This window comes from Hymenobacter antarcticus (assembly GCF_039539545.1).
GTDB classification, from domain to species: Bacteria; Bacteroidota; Bacteroidia; order Cytophagales; family Hymenobacteraceae; genus Hymenobacter; species Hymenobacter antarcticus.
The window spans coordinates 43,025-57,406 of record NZ_BAABDI010000024.1 but is presented as its reverse complement, the minus strand read 5'-3'; the positions used below and the strand labels follow the sequence as shown (position 1 = coordinate 57,406).

The window sequence follows — 14,382 nt, the reverse complement described above, 5'->3', positions numbered from 1 at the left end:
GGGCTGGGGGGGTGAGGTTACGTTGCGCCAGCCAGCCCATTACAACCGCGTACAGCAGCGGGAACACCAGCAACCCAATTCCTGCGCCCATCATCGACCGCTCCGTTTCTCGCGCAGCACGCGCAGCCCTGGCACCAGCAGCAGCCCCGCCGCACTGGGCAGCGCGATGTTAATAACCCACAAGCTTAGGCTGGCGCTGAGCACCGGCAGCGCTGGCTGGCCCAGCAGCCCAAACAGGTGCGTGGCCGATAGCTCCCGCACGCCCACATCGGCCAGGGCGTTGAGCGAGGGCACCAAGGATTTCAGGAAAAACGTGCCCGCCACGGCGGCCAGCCCCGGACCCAGTGGCCCGCCCACACCATACGCCGCCAGCAGCAGCATAAACTGCACGCAAAACACCGCGTAGCGCAGTCCCGAAATGGCCAACACCGCATGCAGCGCCCGGGCCGGATACGTGGGCATGATGGCCAGCGCCGGCCGGAACCGCCGCAGTGGCCGCCACACGCCCAGCGCCGCCAGCAGCAGCTGCGAGCGGTAGAGGGGCACCAGCACCAGCCCGCTCAGCAGCAAGGCCGAGGCGGTCACGCCCACCCCGGCGGCCGGGTAGCCTTTCAAATAAAACTTCAGCAGGAAGTAGAGCAGGCCCATCACTCCCGCCAGTACGGTGGCCACCAGCTGGCAGTAGCGGCCCAGAAAAACGGCCCCCAGCGCACTCACGCGGCGGCTTTTAAGCTCGATGATGCGGCCGGCGTAGTCACCCACGCGGTTGGGCGTGGCGAAGCCCAGGGTGAGGCCCACCAGCACTGCCCGGAAGCTGCGCCCGAACGTGACGGGCTCCAGGTGCCGGGCCAAGCGGTACCATTTCCAGGCTTCGAGGCCCCAATTGGCGGGCACCAAGGCTAAGGCCAGCAGCACGGGGCCGCGCCCGGCCCCGCTGAGCGTGGTGCTGAGCAGCTGCCGCCAGGCCGCCGCCGTATCGGGCGCGGCGAAAATGGAGTTGTAGAGCAGGCCCAGCGTGAGCAGCGTGACGCCAATCTTGCCCCAGAACACCAGCCGGCGCCACTGCCGGGCCCGGCGGTTTTCCAGTTCGGGCGGAACTGAATTTTGGCCGGAACCGGGTGCGCTGGTTTCGGCCGAAACCAACGCTTCTGCGGCAGCGGCCTTGCCGGGGTCGTAGCTTTGTGCCAGATGCCCGCTCCCCTTCGCCCCCGCCCCGCTCCCGCCGTCGAGCTGCTGCCCAAAATCATCATGGGCGTCGACCCCGGCACCCAGATTATGGGCTACGCTCTGATTGAGGTGCGCGGCCAGCGGGTCGACGTGCTGTGCTACGACGTTATCAATATGAAGGCCTTGGGGTCGAATCACGCCGTAAAGCTAAAGCGGATTTTCGACCGCATGCTGGAACTGATTGACGAGTACCTGCCCGATGAGCTGGCCATCGAAGCGCCATTCTTTGGCGTCAACGTACAGAGCATGCTCAAGCTGGGCCGGGCCCAGGGCGTAGCCATTGCCGCCGCGCTCAGCCGCCAGATTCCGTACGTGGAGTACGCGCCCACCAAAGTAAAACAGTCCGTAACCGGCTCGGGCTCGGCCACCAAGGAGCAGGTGGCCCACATGCTGCGTCAGACGCTCACGCTGCCGCCCATCGCCGAGGCATCTAAGTTTCTGGATGCGACTGATGCGCTGTCCGTGGCACTGTGCCATCATTACCAGAAGGGTAACAACGCCACCGTCAGCGGCGGCAAAAGCTGGGGCAAGTTCCTGGCCGATAATCCCGAGCGACTTGGGGCTAGTACGGGCAAGAAGAAAGCGCCTGCGAAATCGTAGGCACGGGATGGATAGCAATCGGATTCTGTATTCCAGTAGAAACTGAAATTGCAGCAGAGTTTAATGCAGAAATTAAAATACCACGGTACGGTCCTTCACTGTCTAGCAGCTTTCAATTTAGTGTTGATTCTATCCTTAATCTCAACCGCTTCTGTCATATCTACACCGCCAATTATTGGGATTGTCTCGTACCCATAGCCGATGACGACTTTAATTCTATCGGCAATTTTAAGAAGCTGAAGCATTGCCAAAGGACCTTCAGAAACTACTTCATTTTTCACCCCCACTAATCCGACGTCTGACAGCCTGTAGACTTTATTTTTCGCTAGTACTGAAGCTATAGAATTAACGGTTAGTGTGCTGTTGCTAATAGTTATTTTGGTTCTTCCTTTTGCTTGCCATATAATGCCTTTAACTGTGAAATAAAGCACTGTCAGGGAAAATGCCGCCATTATAATCCTGCCTGTTGCCGGCATTGTCTCATCAGAAAAGATGACGCTAAATAGCCCAAGCGAGAACTGCAGTGTTAAAATTGACAGCAATATTATAACCACCCAACTCTTCTTTTTGGGAGTAGTAATTATGAGCTCAGTGTCTGTTTCAACAATTGTTGAAGACATAGGCCTTGGTTGCTCCATGTGCATTCTCAATTAATTATGCTATGGTATTCGATTTTTTCCTATTTTATTTAAAATACAAGCAGTGGCGAATTGCTAGCAACTCGCAATCTAGAAACGAAAAGTTACACAACTCTTTCACGTGGCAAATACTAAGTGTTTACCAGCAACTCCCCCGCCGCATACGTCACGGCATAACCGCTGATATTCACCCGGTCGCCTTCGCGCAGCTGGCACCATAAGTCGCCGCCGCGGGGTGAAATCTGGCGGGCGCGTAGCTCGGCTTTGCCCAGCTTGGCGGCCCAAAACGGGATGAGCGTGCTGTGGGCCGAGCCGGTGACGGGGTCTTCGGGCACGCCCACGCGGGGGGCGAAAAAGCGAGATACGAAGTCGATGCCATCGGTGCCGGGCGCGGTGGCGATGACGCCCACGTATTCGAGGGCGGCAATGCGGGCGTAGTCGGGTTTCAGGGCCCGGATTTCGGCTTCGGTATTGAATACGACCAGCAGGTCGCGGGCGGCCAGCACGTGCAGTGGCGTGGCGCGCAGGGCATCCGTCAGGCCGGTGGGGTGCGTGGTGAGCTCCTGCGGCGGGCGCGAGGGAAAATCGAGGGTGAGGCGGCCGTCGGGCTCGCGCGAAACCCGCAGCGGGCCGCTCTGGCTGTGAAACGTGACCGCATCACCCTGAAAATTGAGGTGCTGGAACAGGACGTGGGCCGAAGCCAGCGTGGCGTGGCCGCACAGGTCAATTTCCACGGCGGGCGTGAACCAGCGGATGTCGTACTCGCCCGACGTGCCGGGGCGGGGCACGATGAAGGCGGTTTCGGCCAGGTTGTTTTCGGCCGCGATTTGCTGCATGAGGGCGGCGGGCAGGGCGGTTTCGAGCGGGCACACGCCGGCGGGGTTGCCGGCAAAGGGTGTTTGGGTGAAGGCGTCGACGTGGAAGTAGGGTATCACGGCTGGGGCGGGCTGGGGATGAAGGCGCGGATTGGCAGGGCAAGAATACGACTTTGTGGCGTGATGGTAGGTGCGGCGTACCTATTTTCAAAATAACTTTGGGCCCGTGCAACCCGGCGGGGTGGCTGCCGGTCAAGGCAGCACGAAGCGGGTCGTGTACAGTCCGCTTTTCTCATTCTTCTTTCTGCATGCCGCCTCCCACTGCTCCGGTTGACGAGGCCTTGCTGGCGGCGTGCCGGCGGGGCGAATCCGCGGCCCAGTACCGGCTCTACCAAAAGCTCTCCTATCTGCTGATGGGCGTGTGCCTGCGCTATTGTCCCAACCGGGCCGAAGCGGAAGACGCCCTGCAAAACACGTTCGTTAAAATATTCACCCGCCTCGACCAATTCCGGGGGCAGGGGCCGTTCGAGGCCTGGGCGCGGCGCATTGCCGTCACTACCTCGCTGCACGCTCTGGAGCAGCACCGCCTGCGCCACCCCGGCCCCAGCGTGGACCTCGACGGGGAAGCTACCGAACAGCCCAGCACCGCGCCTTCGGCCCTGGATAACCTGGCCACGGCCGACCTGCTGGCCCTGCTGGCCACACTGCCGCCGGGCTACCGCACCGTGCTTAACCTCTACGCCGTGGAGGGCTACTCGCACCAGGAAATCGGCGAGCTGCTGGGCATCGCCGAAGGCACTTCCAAATCGCAGCTGGCGCGGGCCCGCCGGCTGCTCGAAACCCGCCTGACGGCCCAGCACCACCCGCAACTGCCATGACCGACCGCAACCCCGACGACCTGTACGATGCCCTGCGCGACCGCCTGGCCGACTACGGCCAGGAGCCACCCGCGCCGCTCTGGGCCAACATTCGGGCGCAGCTGCCGCCACCGGTAGCCACGCCCCAGCTGCGCCGCCGCCGTCGCTGGAGCCCCGTGCTGCTGCTGGGCCTACTGGTGGCCGTGGTGGGCAGCACCTACTGGCTCTGGCGGCACAACGCGGCCACCAGTCCGCTTGCCCACCGCACGACTACACCAGGCGCTCCGGACACACGGCGTAATACACCGAATGAAGTCGGAGTAGGGCCAACTACCCCTACCTTGCCTGACGCCGGCCGCAATACCGAACTACAGGCCACAGCTTCCTCAGCAAGTGGTACGCCAGCAACCACAGCCCCAAGCACCGTCTCAACTGATACATACGCTGCCAATACGACTCCGATAACGGTTTCTGCCGGCGCAGCTGCCACGCCTGCTGGGGCCAGTATCGCCAATGGTGAACAGGGCGTTCGGGCAAGGCGCAGCCACCCGGTACCTAGTTTGTTGGCTGGTCAGCTTGGCACCAGGGCCGAAAAGCCGGGCTTCGGAACCATTGCAGCAGCCAATAGGCCGAAGCAAGCCCCAAACACTCACTCCATGGGAAATGGAGCGGTTGAGAGTGCCGCATCTACTTTGAACACCGATGCCAAGAACCGCACCCGGCGCCGGGCAGCGCAAACGGCTGTGGTAGCTTCCACCACACCTACTGGTTCGCCCGCAACCCGGTCGGCACTTTCCGGCGCGGGCATGGTTGCCAAGGGCACACCCGATGTGGAGTCAGCGGGAATGGTTGACCGGAATAAAGCCACGGAAACGACAGCAGCACCGCGCGTTGCTTCAGCCGCACCAGTTTCCCTGGCTACGGATAGGCCACTACCCGCAGCGGCTGGTTCCTCCGTTGAAACTTCGGTTCAAGCTACTAGTATGTTGGCTGTAGGCCGGGTAGAATTTTTGCCGGTGGGCCTACAACTCTCCGCTGTGCCGGCCCCGCTCCTGCGTTCGCAGCCAGATTCGGCGCACCTGCCGAAGCTGCTGGCGCGGCACTGGGCGCTACTGGTGCTGGCCGGCCCGGCCCTCACGCATCGCCGTTTGGGGAGCAGCAACATGGACCAGGCGCTTACTCCAACGCCCATTGTTGGAGCAGGACTACCCACTACGCGGCCGGATAGTATGCCCCACCGGCTGGCGCAACGGGAGCGCCAAAGCACTGGTTTCGGGGTGCAGGTGCAAGTAAGCCGGGTGCTCAATGGCCGCTGGACCCTGAGCGCGGGCCTTGGCTATCAGGAATATGCGAGTACGGTTGAAACCACCCAAACAGCTTTTGACCGGTTTTTGTCGTCTTCGACTACTACCATTACCCACCGCGACACCTACCGCTTTCTGACGGTGCCCGTGCAGGCGCACTACGCACTGGGCCAGCTGGGCAAACGCCTGCGCTACGGTGTAATGGCCGGAGCTGAAGCCGCTATTTACCTAAGCGGCAGCAACCTGCAGCCCAACGGCACCATCAAAGACTGGAATGCCAGCAACAGCCCCTACCGCTCGCTCAGTCTCGCCCTGAGCACGGGGCTGGACGTCCGCTACCGCCTCGCCCCGCGCCTGGAAGTGGTGGTGCAGCCCACAGCCACGTACTTCCTGAATCCGCTGGCGCGGCCCGCAACTGGCCTCCCGCCGCGCTACCTCTGGGGCGGCAGTGCCCTAATGGGCCTCTCCTACCACCTGCGCTAGAGCGTGAGGACAATTATCCTCGAAGGCCGTCATGCTGAGCTTGTCGAAGCATCTCTACCGCTTCGTTGCATCACAATGTTCGGTAGAGATGCTTCGACAAGCTCAGCATGACCGTTTTTACGGCTGCAAAAGACCGTTTCGGCTAATTGTCCTCACGCTCTAGCGGGTCCGCTACCATTCCCTGCCGCCGATAAAGACGTCGCGCACCGGGTTTTCGCCCAGCCAGTAGGGGATTTCGGCCACGCTGGGCACGTGCAGCACCAGTAGGTCGGCGCGCTTACCGGGCTCCAGGCTGCCGCAGTCGTGCTGCTGGCCGATGGCCCAGGCGGCGTTGAGGGTGGCGGCGGCCAGGGCTTCTTTGGGGGTGAAACCCATTTTGAGGCAGGCCACCGACTGCGCCAGCCACAGGTTTTTGCTGGGGCACGAGCCGGGGTTGAAATCGGTACTCAGGGCCACGGGCAAGCCGTTATCAATGAATTCCCGGGCCGGCGCATACACTTCCTGGCGCAGAAACAGCGGCACCAGCGGCAGCAGCACGGCCACGGTGCGGCCTTGGGTGTGCTGCGCGATGCGAGCGGCGGCGGCGGGCGTGAGGTAGTCGCAATGGTCGATGCTGGTAGCGCCCAGCGCGGCGGCCATCTCGCAGCCGCCGAGGTCGTGCAGCTGCTCGGCGTGGATTTTCAGCCCGAAGCCCATTTTGTGGGCCTGCTCCAGGTAATATCGGGCCACATCAAGTGGAAACGCGCCTTCCTCACAGAAAACATCCACGAACGCGGCCTCCCCTTTCAAATCCGAAAGCACCTCGCGCAGCATGAAATCGACATAAGCCCGCGGGCCGGCGGCCTTGAACTCGGGCGGCACGACGTGCGCCCCCAGAAAGGTGGGCACCACGCGCACCGGCTGGCGCTGGCCGGCCTCGCGGGCCACGCGCACCAGGCGTAGCTCGGTGTCGCGGTCGAGGCCGTAGCCGCTTTTGGCCTCCAGCGTGGTGATGCCGTAGCGCCGGAAGCCGGCGAGGTGATGCAGGGCGTTGGCCAGCAGCTCGGCCTCGGAGGCGGCGCGGGTGGCGCGCACGGTGCTCAGGATGCCCCCGCCGCTAGCCAGGATATCGAGGTAGGTTTCGCCGCGCAGCTTGCGCTCGAACTCGTGGGCGCGGTTGCCGCCAAACACCAGGTGCGTGTGGCATTCCACCAGGCCCGGCATCAGCACGCAGCCTGTGGCCTCGACTATGCGGGTAGCCGGGCCAATGCGGGCCGCATCCAGCCCGGCCATCGGCCCCACGGCCACAATTTTATCATCGACGCAGGCCACGAAGCCGTTCTCAATGATGGTCCAGGCCCCCAGGTCGGAGCCGGCCAGGGGGCGGTCGGGGGGGCCACCGACCATTGTGAGCACCTGGGCGGCGTGCTGAATCAGGAGCGAGTACGGGGCGGAATCGGGCATGGGCAGGCGGGCGGGGGTGGGCCGGCAAATTACGGCCAGCGCGTCCGGCTTTGCGTACGCACTCGCACTGCCTTCCCCTAATTCATGCCTGATTCCGAAGCGCCCCTCATCCTCAGCCTGACGCTCGACGACGCGGCTCAAACCTATTGCAACGCCTTGCGCCGGCAGCATTTCCCGGCCCGCATCAACTATCTGGCCGCGCACCTCACCCTGTTTCACCACCTGCCCGGGACTGAGCAGGAGGCGGTGTGCGCCCAACTGCACGAGCTGTGCCACGCTCAGGCCCCGCTGCCATTAGCCGTCACGGGCCTGCGCTCGCTGGGCCGGGGCGTGGCTTTCACCCTCGAAAACGACCAGCTGCGCGCCTTGCACCGCACGTTGCAGGCGGCGTTTGGCCCCTGGCTCACCCCGCAGGACCAACAAAAGCTCCAGCCGCACGTCACTATTCAAAACAAGGTGGAGCCCGCCGAGGCCCAGCAGCTGCTGACCGATTTGCAGGCCGATTTCGCCCCGTTTGGGGCGGTGGGCACCGGCCTGCACCTGTGGGCTTACCGCCAGGGGCCGTGGGAAAGCCTGGCAGCGTTTCCGTTTGGCAACAAAGGCTAACGCACCGCTTCGGCGAGAAGTATAGCAACCCAGCAGCACCCCCAACAACCATCCCTACCTACGCATATGCTTTCCGCTCTGAAGACCCTCGGCGCTGGTGCCCGGGCGGCGCAAGGACTTTACAGGCCAGCCGGTAGCTGCACCAGCCGCAGGTAATCGCCCAGCCCGGCGGGCTTCTGAAACACGTGGATAAAGAGGATGTGCTCCTCACTGCGGCTGCGCCAGATTTCGGCGTAAAACCCCTCCACCGCATACAAGGTCAGGTCGAAGCTGTCTTCCGGGCGCTCGGCCAGGCGGGTGCCGTGCCGGGCGAGATGCTCGGCCTGCTGGCGTTGGTGCAGGGCTTTGAAGGTGGTGATGGTCACGGAAGGCGGAACGGGGTTTTTGCAAAGTTCGTGCGCCGCCGCCCTACTTTGCGCCATGAATCGTTTCCGTTTTCCGCACCCGTTGGTGCTTATTGTTGGCTTTATTATCCTGGCCGCCGCGCTGAGCTACGTGCTGCCGGCCGGCGAATTTGTCCGCCACCTCGACCCGGCCACCGGCCGGCAGGTGGTGGTGGCCGGCTCCTACCACGCCGTGCCCGCCGCGCCCGTGGGCCCGCTCGATGTGCTGGTGAACGTGCCCAAAGGCCTGGCCGACGCGGCGGCCGTGGTGTTCCTGATTTTCCTGGCCGGCGGGGCCTTCACGGTAGTCGACCAGACCGGGGCGCTGCGCTTTGGCGTGGACTGGCTGCTGCGCCGGGCCCAGGGCCGCGAGGTGCTCGTGATACCGCTGGTGGGCGTGCTTTTTGCCACCATGGGGGCCCTGGAGAACATGGGCGAGGAGATTATTCCGCTGGTGCCGGTGCTGCTCGTGCTCATGCGCCGGCTGGGCTACCCGGTACTCACGGCGGTGGCGGCCAGCGTGGGGGCGGCGTTCGTGGGGGCGGCCTTCAGCCCGATAAACCCGTTTCAGGTGGGCATTGCCCAGAAGCTGGCGCAGCTGCCGCTGCTCTCGGGCGGGGCCTACCGCATGGGGTTTCTGGTGGTGGCGGTGGCGGGCTGGCTGTGGGCCACCACGCGCCACGCCGTGCGCCACCGCCTGGCCCCCGACCTGACGGCCGATGCCGCCGAAACCGAGGCGGGCCCGGTGGCCAGGGGCGGGCGGCCCGGCCTGGTGCTGCTGCTGATGCTGGCGGCGTTTGGCCTCTTTGCCTACGGCGTGGTGCAGCTGCACTGGGAGTTCGAGCAGATGTCGGCGCTGTTTCTGGGGCTGGGCGTGGTGGCCGGGCTGGTGGGCGGCCGGGGCCTCACGGGCACGGCCGAGGGCTTCATCGCGGGCTTCCGCGACATTGCCTTTTCGGCGCTGCTCATTGGCTTTGCGCGGGCCATTTTCGTGGTGCTGGAGCAGGGCCGCATCGTGGATACCATCGTGCACGGCCTGGCCGAACCGCTGGGCCACCTGCCCGTGGCCCTGGCCGCCCTGGGCATGATGGGCGTGCAAACCCTGCTGCACGTACCGGTGCCCAGCGGCAGCGGGCAGGCCACGCTCACCATGCCGCTGCTGGTGCCGCTATCCGATATTCTGGGGCTGTCGCGCCAGGTGACGGTGCTGGCGTTTCAGTACGGGGCGGGTCTTTGTGAGCTCATCACGCCCACCAACGGCACGCTGATGGCCATGCTGGCGGCAACCGGCGTACGGTTTGAGCAGTGGATAAGGTTTGCCGCGCCGCTGTGGGGGGCGCTGTTCGCGTTGGGGGCGGTGGCGGTGGTAATCGGTATTGCCGTGGGCGTGTAGCGTAAGCAAGAACGTCATGCTGAGTGCAGCCGAAGCATCTCTACTGCAAGCAGCAAATCCTCTCGATTGGATTAGCTACGTGGTAGAGATGCTTCGACTGCGCTCAGCATGACGGTCTACACAAGAGCTTAATCGGCCCGCAACTCGGCGGCGGCGAACACGCGCGGCAGCTTGCGTCGGCGCTCCACAATCTGAAAGGTGGCCGTGTCGGTGGCTTCATCCCAGAACACGTCGGAGATGAGGCCGAAGTGGCGGTACTGGCCGGGCGCGGGCGTTACTTCCTCCACCGAATCGCCGAAGCTGAACTTGGGCTTGTGGTAGATTTCCTTGAACAGCTCGGGCCGCACCAGAAACTGCTGCTCGTCGTAGCGGATGGTGGCCCACTCGCCTTCGTCGTCTTCGGAAATCTTCTCAAATAGCTTGCCCACGGGCTCCAGCAGCTCAAACGAGCGGCGGTTGGCGGGGTGAATGTAGCGGAAGCCGTAGTCGGGCGACCAGCCGTAAAGGCCAAAAACAACGGGTTTGGGACGGCGCATGAGGAGCAGTAAAGCGAAGGCAAAGATTGCCTCCAAAACCTGAATCACCCGGCTAAAGTTGTCCCAGACGGCTTTTCGGCTCGCTTCAGAAGCCCTCGGTACCGCTCAGCGCTGTGAGCCAGCAGGGGCTGACGTTGCGGAGATATCCATGCCCGAATAGCGGCATAATTTGGTGTTTGCAGGTCAACGCCGAGTATGTTATTTGTCTGGATGCCAACCCTTATAACGCCGAAGCGCGGCGCTTTTGGCCAAAAATTCAGGATTTTCGTACGCTGAGACTACCCAACGTTCAACATCAGCCGCATTTTCGGCTGCCCGGGCGGCGGGCAGTCTGCTTTCGATGCCTTACTCTTCCGCTTCCAAACCCGCTTCCCGCGCTCAGTCAGCCCCTAAAGCACCCGCCAAAACCGCCCCGGCCCCCACCGGCCCCGCGCCGCAGCCCGGCATGGGAGCCGTGCCGCACGCCGCCGGCACTACCTTCCGGGTCTGGGCCCCGCACGCCGATGAAGTGTCCGTAATCGGCACGTTCAACGACTGGGACGCCCAGAAAAACCCGCTGCACCACGAAGCCGATGGCTATTGGGCCGTTGACGTGCCCGCGGCCAGGGCCGGCGACGAGTACAAGTTTCACCTCACCAACGGGAAGCAGCAGTTTGACCGCAACGACCCCTACGCCCGCGAAATGACCAACTCGGCCGGCTCGTCGGTGGTGCACGACCCAGCCTTTGACTGGGGCGACGACCATTTTGAGATGCCCGCCTGGAACGACCTCGTGATTTACGAGCTGCACGTGGGCACCTTCAACGCCCCCGACCAGGAGAGCGTGGGCACCTTTCTCAGCGTGGCCGAAAAGCTGCCGTATCTGCGCGATTTGGGCATCAACTGCATCGAGCTGCTGCCGGCGGCCGAGTTTCCGGGCAGCCGCTCGTGGGGCTACAACCCGGCCAACCCGTTTGCGCTCGAAAGCGACTACGGCGGACCGGTGGCCTTCAAGGAAATGGTGAAGCAGGCTCACCAGCACGGCATTGCCGTGGTGCTGGATGTGGTGTACAACCACTTCGGCCCCGGCGACCTCGACCTCTGGCAGTTTGACGGCTGGAGCGAAAACGACGGCGGCGGCATTTATTTCTACAACGACTGGCGCGCCAAAACGCCCTGGGGCGACAACCGCCCCGACTTCGGCCGCCCCGAAGTGCGCCAGTACATCCGCGACAATGCCCTGATGTGGCTGGAGGAGTACCGCTGCGATGGCCTGCGCATGGATGCCATTGCCTTCATCCGCAACGTGAACGGCGAGGAAGACCCCAGCGCCAACCTCGCCGACGGCCAGAGCCTAATGGCCTGGATTAACGCCGAAATCGACCAGACCATGCCCTGGAAAATCACCATCGCCGAAGACCTGCGCGGCAACGAAAGCATCACTGAAACGGTGGAAAAAGGCGGCCAGGGCTTCAACTCGCAGTGGGACAGCGCCTTCGTGTACCCCATGCGGGAGGCCCTCACTACCCAAAACGATGCCGACCGCGACCTGAACGCCGTGGCCGAAGCCCTGACGAAAACGTACAACGACGATGCTTTCCGCCGCGTTATCTACACCGAAAGTCACGACGAAGTAGCCAACGGCAAGAGCCGCGTGCCCGAGGAAATCATGCCCGGCGACGCCGCCCACTGGTTTCCGAAAAAGCGCGCCACCCTGGGCGCGGCCCTGGTGCTCACGGCCCCCGGCATCCCCATGCTGTTTCAGGGTCAGGAGTTTCTGGCCGATGGCTCGTTTGTGGATACTGAGCCCCTGAACTGGCAGCACGCCGAGGAGCGCAAGGGCCTGGTGCACCTCTACCGCGACCTGATTGCCCTGCGCCGCAACCTGGCCGGCCACACGCCGGGCCTGGGCGGGCAGCACATCCACGTATTTCACCTCAACAACGAGGCGAAGGTCATTGCCTTTGCCCGCTGGGATACGGGCAGCGAGGCCAGCCAGGCCACCATCGTACTGGCCAACTTCGCCAACCAGGCGCAGGAGGCCTACACCATCGGCCTGCCCGAGGCGGGCCACTGGAAGGTGCGCTTCAACAGCGACTGGCGCGGCTACGACGGCGAGTTCGGCGATTTCGACAGCTTCGGCATGGAGGCCAAAGCCGGCGCGCGGGACGGCTACGCGTGGCAGGGCAGCATTCCGCTGGCCCCCTACTCCACCCTGATTTTATCGCGGGAAGGGTAAGTTGCCACGTCCCAACCTCAGATTCAGTCGCCTCTATACCTACGCAGAAACGTCATACTCATCTGGCGGCCGCACCCATTACGCCCGCAAGGGCGTTTGTGTGCCCTTTTACTAGCAGCCCATGCAGACTCCCCCGACTTCTATCAACTCTCCGGCGTCAGAGCTGCGCAATGCCATTTTCATCGTTGCCGGGGTTTTTTCGGCGGCATTTGGGCTGAAAGGGTTCCTGCTTTACAGCCACTTCATTGATGGCGGGGTGACGGGGGTGTCCATGCTGCTGGCGGCGGCGTTCAACCTGCCGCTGGCGGCACTCATTCTCCTCATCAACCTGCCCTTCGTGGCCTTAGGCTACCGGCAAATGGGCCGCCGCTTTGCCGTGCGTAGCGCGCTGGGCATTGGCGGGCTGGCGCTGGTGCTGGCCGTGGTGCCCTTCCCCGACGTGACACCCGATAAGCTGCTCACGGCCGTATTTGGCGGCGTGTTCATCGGGGCGGGCATTGGGCTGGCTATGCGCGGCGGGGCGGTGCTCGACGGCACCGAAATTGCCGCCCTGCTCGCCAGCCGGCACTTGTTGCTGCTCAAAGTCAGCGACATCATTCTGATTTTGAACCTGATAATATTCATGGGCGCCGTATTCATTCTTGGTACTGAGCCGGCGCTGTACTCCATGCTCACGTATTTCGCCGCCGCCCGCGTCATGGAGTTTGTACTCAACGGCATCGAGCAATACACGGGCGTCACCATCGTGTCGGAGCAGAGTGAGGCTATTCGGCTGGCCATCACCGAGGGCCTGGGCCGGGGCGTGACCCTCTATCAAGGCAAGGCCGGCTACGGTAAGCGCAGCGACCAGCTCAGCGAGCGCGACATCATCTTCACCGTCGTCACGCGCCTGGAACTGCCCCAGCTCCGAGCCGAGGTGCAGCGCATCGACCCGTACGCGTTTATCGTGCAATACGGCATCGACGATGCCCAGGGCGGCATTATTAAGAAGCGGCCACTGCACGGGTAGCACAGCGGCCGCTTTTTGGTTAAAAATCCGCAAACCGACGCTCACAAGTCAACTTTTGTTCAAAAGTTTGAACGCGTGCGTCTACTGGTTACTGATGTTACGCAGTAGGATGTAGCGCGGACTTTGTAGTCCGCGCTACATCCCCCGAGGCGCTTTAACAAGGAGCGTGCGTAACAGCAGCTGGTTACTGCGGAAGGCGGAGATGCACCCAGGAATTACACCGGGGCCTGGTCGTACCGCTCGCCCTCGGGCATGGGCCAGCTGCCTTCAAACAGGAACTCGGCCAGCGGTTTGCGCACGCGGGGGGCGGTTTCCTTTTCGCGCAGGCCGTCGGGCAGGCTGGCCGGGTCGCCGGGGTAGCCCAGCGTGAATACAGCCACGGGCTCGTAGCCGGCCGGAATGTTGAAGGCTTCGCGAATCTTATCGGGCGAGAAACCGGCCATCTGATGGATTTGCAGGCCCAGCACGGTGGCCTGAATGGCGAGGGTGGCCGTGGCCTGGCCTACGTCGTGCCGGGCCCAGGCATTGGGGTTGGCATCGTGCGAAAAATGTAGCTTGGCAATGCTCACGCCCAGCACGGGCGCCTTATTGGCCCACACTTGGTTGAACTCGCCCATGCTGGCGAGGATGCTGTCGTAGGCGGCGGGCTGCTCGGCCCGCGAGCCCACCAGGTAGCGCCAGGGCTGCTCGCCAAAGCACGACGCGGCCGACGAAGCCGCGGCGAATACCTGATGCAGAGCTTCGGTGGGCACGGGCGTTTCGGCGTAGGCGCGGGGGCTGCGGCGCTGGGTCAGCACGGGCAGAATAGGGTGTTCGAGGGTGAGAACGTTGGTGGTATCAGCCATGATGGAATCGGTGAGATGGAACTTG

The 14,382-nt window shown here is 63.4% G+C and carries 15 protein-coding genes; 7 read left to right on the top strand and 8 right to left on the bottom strand.

The features are described from left to right. Positions 1 to 90 precede the first annotated feature (90 nt). Positions 91 to 1,143 carry a lysylphosphatidylglycerol synthase domain-containing protein gene (locus ABD819_RS15745; protein WP_345125809.1) on the bottom strand — a complete coding sequence of 351 codons (1,053 nt, stop codon included), beginning with the start codon at positions 1,141 to 1,143 and terminating at the stop codon, positions 91 to 93. Positions 1,144 to 1,188: 45 nt separating this feature from the next. On the opposite strand from ABD819_RS15745, the gene ruvC reads away from it, so the two are divergent. Continuing rightward, positions 1,189 to 1,827 carry a crossover junction endodeoxyribonuclease RuvC gene (ruvC, locus tag ABD819_RS15740; RefSeq protein WP_345125807.1) on the top strand — a complete coding sequence of 213 codons (639 nt, stop codon included), beginning with the start codon at positions 1,189 to 1,191 and terminating at the stop codon, positions 1,825 to 1,827. A gap of 95 nt (positions 1,828 to 1,922) precedes the next feature. Here the strand turns inward: ruvC and ABD819_RS15735 are convergent, their stop codons facing one another. Then, the gene (locus ABD819_RS15735; protein WP_345125806.1) at positions 1,923 to 2,447 is read right to left on the bottom strand and encodes a hypothetical protein; all 525 of its coding nucleotides are present in this window, start codon (positions 2,445 to 2,447) and stop codon (positions 1,923 to 1,925) included. A 149-nt stretch (positions 2,448 to 2,596) separates the two neighbouring features. Further along, positions 2,597 to 3,400 (bottom strand): PhzF family phenazine biosynthesis protein, encoded by an 804-nt coding sequence (locus ABD819_RS15730; protein ID WP_345125805.1) that lies wholly within the window; start codon positions 3,398 to 3,400, stop codon positions 2,597 to 2,599. Between the two features lie 188 nt (positions 3,401 to 3,588). Between ABD819_RS15730 and ABD819_RS15725 the strand changes: the two genes are divergently transcribed. Continuing rightward, the gene (locus ABD819_RS15725) at positions 3,589 to 4,158 is read left to right on the top strand and encodes an RNA polymerase sigma factor (RefSeq protein ID WP_345125804.1); all 570 of its coding nucleotides are present in this window, start codon (positions 3,589 to 3,591) and stop codon (positions 4,156 to 4,158) included. A gap of 52 nt (positions 4,159 to 4,210) precedes the next feature. On the opposite strand, the gene ABD819_RS15720 is transcribed toward ABD819_RS15725, so the two are convergent. After that, positions 4,211 to 4,354, bottom strand: coding sequence for a hypothetical protein (locus ABD819_RS15720; RefSeq protein ID WP_345125803.1), 144 nt, complete (start codon positions 4,352 to 4,354; stop codon positions 4,211 to 4,213). An 820-nt stretch (positions 4,355 to 5,174) separates the two neighbouring features. Between ABD819_RS15720 and ABD819_RS15715 the strand changes: the two genes are divergently transcribed. Further along, entirely contained in the window at positions 5,175 to 5,924 is a 750-nt protein-coding gene (locus ABD819_RS15715) for a porin family protein (protein ID WP_345125802.1), read from the top strand. Between the two features lie 171 nt (positions 5,925 to 6,095). Here the strand turns inward: ABD819_RS15715 and hutI are convergent, their stop codons facing one another. Continuing rightward, a complete protein-coding gene (gene hutI / locus ABD819_RS15710) occupies positions 6,096 to 7,367 on the bottom strand; it encodes an imidazolonepropionase (RefSeq protein ID WP_345125801.1) in 1,272 nt (423 codons plus the stop codon). Between the two features lie 84 nt (positions 7,368 to 7,451). Between hutI and ABD819_RS15705 the strand changes: the two genes are divergently transcribed. After that, entirely contained in the window at positions 7,452 to 7,973 is a 522-nt protein-coding gene (locus ABD819_RS15705; RefSeq protein WP_345125800.1) for a 2'-5' RNA ligase family protein, read from the top strand. Between the two features lie 119 nt (positions 7,974 to 8,092). Here the strand turns inward: ABD819_RS15705 and ABD819_RS15700 are convergent, their stop codons facing one another. Continuing rightward, positions 8,093 to 8,338 (bottom strand): hypothetical protein, encoded by a 246-nt coding sequence (locus ABD819_RS15700; RefSeq protein ID WP_345125799.1) that lies wholly within the window; start codon positions 8,336 to 8,338, stop codon positions 8,093 to 8,095. Between the two features lie 55 nt (positions 8,339 to 8,393). Between ABD819_RS15700 and ABD819_RS15695 the strand changes: the two genes are divergently transcribed. Continuing rightward, positions 8,394 to 9,749 carry a YfcC family protein gene (locus tag ABD819_RS15695; protein ID WP_345125798.1) on the top strand — a complete coding sequence of 452 codons (1,356 nt, stop codon included), beginning with the start codon at positions 8,394 to 8,396 and terminating at the stop codon, positions 9,747 to 9,749. Between the two features lie 128 nt (positions 9,750 to 9,877). On the opposite strand, the gene ABD819_RS15690 is transcribed toward ABD819_RS15695, so the two are convergent. Next, positions 9,878 to 10,285 carry a DUF6960 family protein gene (locus ABD819_RS15690; RefSeq protein ID WP_345125797.1) on the bottom strand — a complete coding sequence of 136 codons (408 nt, stop codon included), beginning with the start codon at positions 10,283 to 10,285 and terminating at the stop codon, positions 9,878 to 9,880. Positions 10,286 to 10,625: 340 nt separating this feature from the next. On the opposite strand from ABD819_RS15690, the gene ABD819_RS15685 reads away from it, so the two are divergent. Further along, a complete protein-coding gene (locus tag ABD819_RS15685; protein ID WP_345125795.1) occupies positions 10,626 to 12,503 on the top strand; it encodes an alpha-amylase family glycosyl hydrolase in 1,878 nt (625 codons plus the stop codon). 121 nt (positions 12,504 to 12,624) lie between these two features. After that, on the top strand, positions 12,625 to 13,512 hold the full coding sequence (locus ABD819_RS15680) for a YitT family protein (protein ID WP_345125793.1): 888 nt from the start codon (positions 12,625 to 12,627) through the stop codon (positions 13,510 to 13,512). A gap of 215 nt (positions 13,513 to 13,727) precedes the next feature. Here ABD819_RS15680 and ABD819_RS15675 read toward each other — a convergent pair whose 3' ends face one another. Beyond that, on the bottom strand, positions 13,728 to 14,357 hold the full coding sequence (locus ABD819_RS15675) for a nitroreductase family protein (protein WP_345125791.1): 630 nt from the start codon (positions 14,355 to 14,357) through the stop codon (positions 13,728 to 13,730). Positions 14,358 to 14,382 lie beyond the last annotated feature (25 nt).

What these genes read in the sequence shown, in the direction of transcription:
- ruvC (WP_345125807.1), top strand. Translation starts at nt 1,189, where the DNA reads ATGCCCGCTCCCCTTCGCCCCCGCCCCGCTCCCGCCGTCGAGCTGCTG.
- ABD819_RS15735 (WP_345125806.1), bottom strand. Translation starts at nt 2,447, where the DNA reads ATGTCTTCAACAATTGTTGAAACAGACACTGAGCTCATAATTACTACT.
- ABD819_RS15725 (WP_345125804.1), top strand. Translation starts at nt 3,589, where the DNA reads ATGCCGCCTCCCACTGCTCCGGTTGACGAGGCCTTGCTGGCGGCGTGC.
- hutI (WP_345125801.1), bottom strand. Translation starts at nt 7,367, where the DNA reads ATGCCCGATTCCGCCCCGTACTCGCTCCTGATTCAGCACGCCGCCCAG.
- ABD819_RS15705 (WP_345125800.1), top strand. Translation starts at nt 7,452, where the DNA reads ATGCCTGATTCCGAAGCGCCCCTCATCCTCAGCCTGACGCTCGACGAC.
- ABD819_RS15695 (WP_345125798.1), top strand. Translation starts at nt 8,394, where the DNA reads ATGAATCGTTTCCGTTTTCCGCACCCGTTGGTGCTTATTGTTGGCTTT.
- ABD819_RS15690 (WP_345125797.1), bottom strand. Translation starts at nt 10,285, where the DNA reads ATGCGCCGTCCCAAACCCGTTGTTTTTGGCCTTTACGGCTGGTCGCCC.
- ABD819_RS15685 (WP_345125795.1), top strand. Translation starts at nt 10,626, where the DNA reads ATGCCTTACTCTTCCGCTTCCAAACCCGCTTCCCGCGCTCAGTCAGCC.
- ABD819_RS15680 (WP_345125793.1), top strand. Translation starts at nt 12,625, where the DNA reads ATGCAGACTCCCCCGACTTCTATCAACTCTCCGGCGTCAGAGCTGCGC.
- ABD819_RS15675 (WP_345125791.1), bottom strand. Translation starts at nt 14,357, where the DNA reads ATGGCTGATACCACCAACGTTCTCACCCTCGAACACCCTATTCTGCCC.